Origin of the sequence: Enorma phocaeensis (assembly GCF_016901575.1) — a bacterium.
Taxonomy (GTDB): Bacteria; Actinomycetota; Coriobacteriia; order Coriobacteriales; family Coriobacteriaceae; genus Limicola; species Limicola phocaeensis_A.
The window spans coordinates 1-3,198 of the sequence record NZ_JACJKQ010000042.1; the positions used below are offsets into that span (position 1 = coordinate 1).

The following is a 3,198-nucleotide window of genomic DNA, read 5'->3' on the forward strand; positions in this document are numbered from 1 at the left end:
TATGGAAGGAGAAAGACGTATGACAGCTTGCGTCAACAAGAAGCACACGAGGAGGGTCGCGCTCGCCATCTCCGCCTCGCTCGTGGGGGCCCTGAGCCTGGGCGCCGCCGCGCCGGCCTTGGCGTTCGCGGAGGGCGGCGGCAGCACGCTCGCGACCGAGGGCGCGGCCGTTGCCAAGGCCGAGGTTGAGTACCGCGGCGGCTTCACCTCCGAATACACCTATACGGGCAGGCCCCAGGCCCCGGTGCCCACCAAGGTGACGCCCGTCAACGAGGACACCGAGCGGGTTGCCGACATGCTTCCCGCGAAGGCGGAGCGCAAGAAGGGCGACTTCTACTACTATTACATCTCGCTCGACGGGACGGGCACGTACGAGCCCGAGAGCGAAGACGGCAAGTCCGTCACGTACGTCGACGCGAAGGGCGTCAGCCATAAAGTGGCGGGCACGCTCGTTACCGACGGTGACGGCAACTACATCAAGCCGACCAAGCAGGGGACCTATGCAGTCGTCATCGGCCAATACCTGAGCGAAAAGAACGAGGCGGCTTCTTGGCGCTATGTCGCCGTCGCAGACACCTTCCAGATCGTCGGACAGTCCCTTGACGACGCCGTCTTGATCGACGGGATGGATGTCAACGACACGACCTTCAACTACGACGGTTCGAAGGGCAGCAACAAGGTTGGCCAGCTTCTCGACCGCATCCACGTCTCACTCGACGGACGCATCCTCTCCGAAGGCGATGACTACACCGCCACGATCTGGGAGAAGGGCAGCACCGACAGCCTTGGAAACGGAGTGCAGCTCGACATCGATAAAACCTACGTAGTGAAGGTCGTCGGAGACGGCGCTTTCAAGGGCGAAGAGGTCGACATTGACTTCACCCTCGGGAAACTGCAGCTCACTGACGCGATTGTGCTCGGCGACGTCTTTGCGAAGACGAATGCCGACATTAGTGTACGCCCGGACAAGGACACCAATGCCGAGGACGCCGTCGCATCCATCAACGGGGTCACGAACCTTGACTGGGACGGCCTCGATGACGGGGGCAGCCTCGAGCTCGAGTTCGTGAGCGGCCCCGACGGGAGCTCCACGAGCAACGACGTCAAGGGCGCCTTCACCTACAAGCTGGTCGCACCCGATGGAAACAAGAACGTCGAGGGCGAGGCAACCGTCACGGTGCTTTGGGCGAACTACAAGGCGGACATCGATTTCGGTAACGCTGACCGTTATGATGCTGCTAGCAACGCATATGTGATTGACCTCAATGCGGAGAAGCCCGACTACTTCGACCTCGATGAGATCGCTGTAACTTCAAAGTGGAGCTCCACTAAGGCATGGGCTGTCCCAGAGGACGGCTACAAGGTGACCGTGACTGACGCCGCCGGCAATCCGGGCGATCTGACAAAGCCTGGAACCTACACCGTCCGCGTCGACGTCGACTACACCTTCGATGACAACGGCACGCCAAACTGGGTCGCAGGTCAGGCGGTGGCCAAGGTCGTCGTTGCCTATGACCTCGATCAGGATACCGACGTCTTCCTCTCCTACGACGGGCAGAACGTAGACGAGAACGATGCCCCCTACAAGAAGACCTACAACGGCTCCGACCACGTGCCCCATTTCTCGGTTGTGGTGAAGTCTGCCACCGGTACGCTCGTCGAGGGGACCGACTACACCGTCTCCTACGAGAAGGTCCAGGACGACGGCAAGGTCGATACGGTCGACTCCATCGTCGACGCCGGCTACTACAACGTCGTGGTCAAGGGCATCACCTTCCACGAGGACTATCGCTTCCAGTTCGACGTCACACCCGTCGAGGTCAGGGGCAATGTCCAGGTCGTCAGCTCCTACAAGAAGGGTGGACATCCCGTCCTTGCTTGGACCGGTGACGTGCTGACCCCCGGGTTCCGCTGGGACTCCAACGGCGACAAGGTGATCAACGACTCCGATGACGTCATCCCTCCGACGCCTACGAGGTCGAGTACGTCCGCGACGTCGATGACGACGGCATCGACGAGACCGTCGAGTTGAAGGACGTTGCTGACGACTACACCGCCTACCTCAAGACAGCCGAGGGCGTCGTGAACTACGACGTCGACGCAACCGCGGAAATCGAGGTCACCGACGCGGGCGTCTTCTCCGACGTGCCCAGCGCGGGCGTTTGGTACTCCGAGTGGGTAAACGCCGCCGCTGGTAAGGGCTACATGACCGGTTACAACCACACGACCCTCTTCGGGCCCGAGGACACCATCACCCGTGGCGATGTGGCGGTCACCCTCTACAAGATGGCGGGCGGCACGCCCGACGCCGACAAGGAGGACACGAGCGAGGTCGAGGGCTACGACACGCCCTTCTCCGATGTAGACCCCGGCGTCTACTACGCTCAGGCCATCCAGTGGGCTGCCAAGGCCGGCATCGTGACCGGTTACGACAGCACCGATCTGTTCAAGCCCACCGCACCGGTCTCGCGTCAGGAGCTCGCGACGATGCTCTACCGCTACGCCAAGGTCGCAGACATTGACGCTGCCGGCGTCGAAGTGTCCGATGATGCCCTCGATGCCTACTCCGACGGCGCCTCAGTCGCCGGGTTCGCCGAGGACGCAGTGGCTTGGGCCGTCGAGGCCGAGGTCATGGGCCAGGACGTCACCGAGATCCGCCCGGCTGACGCCATCACCCGCGCGGAGGTAGCCGCAATGACCGTGCGCGTACAACCGGAGGGCAGGTTGGACTTCGACGACATGATGGACCCGAATCCGGCAGCGTAGTCGAATAGTTAGATTTACTCGAAGGGATCCTCTCCGGCAGAGAGGGTCCCTCTACATCAATCGGGCAATTCGCCATTAGCGTGCTCGGCCATGCCCCCTCCCCCTAGGGCTTCCGGAAGGCGCATCGGCGCCAGCGCGTGCCATCCATCGAACCGAGGCGTCGACCATCGTCGTATGCGCCATTAACGAGCGGTTCCTGTATGCAAGAGGCCCCTCTCCTTCTACGGAGAGGGGCCTCTTGCGTTAGACTGCGATACGGCCGGGCATCGCCAAGCTTACTAGATGAAGTCCTTCGGGTCGAGCTTGCCGTCCGGCTGGACGCGGACGGTCATCGCGGCGACCTCGGCGCGGCTGATGGCGTCCGCCGGGCGCAGGGCGTCCACGTCCTGGCCCATGACGCCGGCCTCGACGGCCCAGGCGACGGCCTCGTCG

At 62.7% G+C, this 3,198-nt stretch carries 3 protein-coding genes; 2 read left to right on the forward strand and 1 reads right to left on the reverse strand.

Going from position 1 to position 3,198, the window contains the following annotated elements; translation table 11 throughout:
- The first annotated feature begins 19 nt into the window (after positions 1–19).
- Positions 20–2,032 (forward strand): hypothetical protein, encoded by a 2,013-nt coding sequence (locus H6A15_RS10020; protein WP_204673613.1) that lies wholly within the window; start codon positions 20–22, stop codon positions 2,030–2,032.
- On the forward strand, positions 2,029–2,766 hold the full coding sequence (locus H6A15_RS10025) for an S-layer homology domain-containing protein (RefSeq protein WP_204673614.1): 738 nt from the start codon (positions 2,029–2,031) through the stop codon (positions 2,764–2,766). Before H6A15_RS10020 ends, H6A15_RS10025 begins: the two co-directional genes overlap by 4 nt.
- 278 nt (positions 2,767–3,044) lie before the next feature.
- Here the strand turns inward: H6A15_RS10025 and H6A15_RS10760 are convergent.
- A partial coding sequence (locus H6A15_RS10760; protein WP_204673615.1) for an S-layer homology domain-containing protein occupies positions 3,045–3,198 on the reverse strand: 154 nt, incomplete at its 5' end.

Bases quoted from the DNA above. Each gene is read 5' to 3' on its own strand.
- H6A15_RS10020 (WP_204673613.1), top strand. From the start codon at position 20: ATGACAGCTTGCGTCAACAAGAAGCACACGAGGAGGGTCGCGCTCGCC.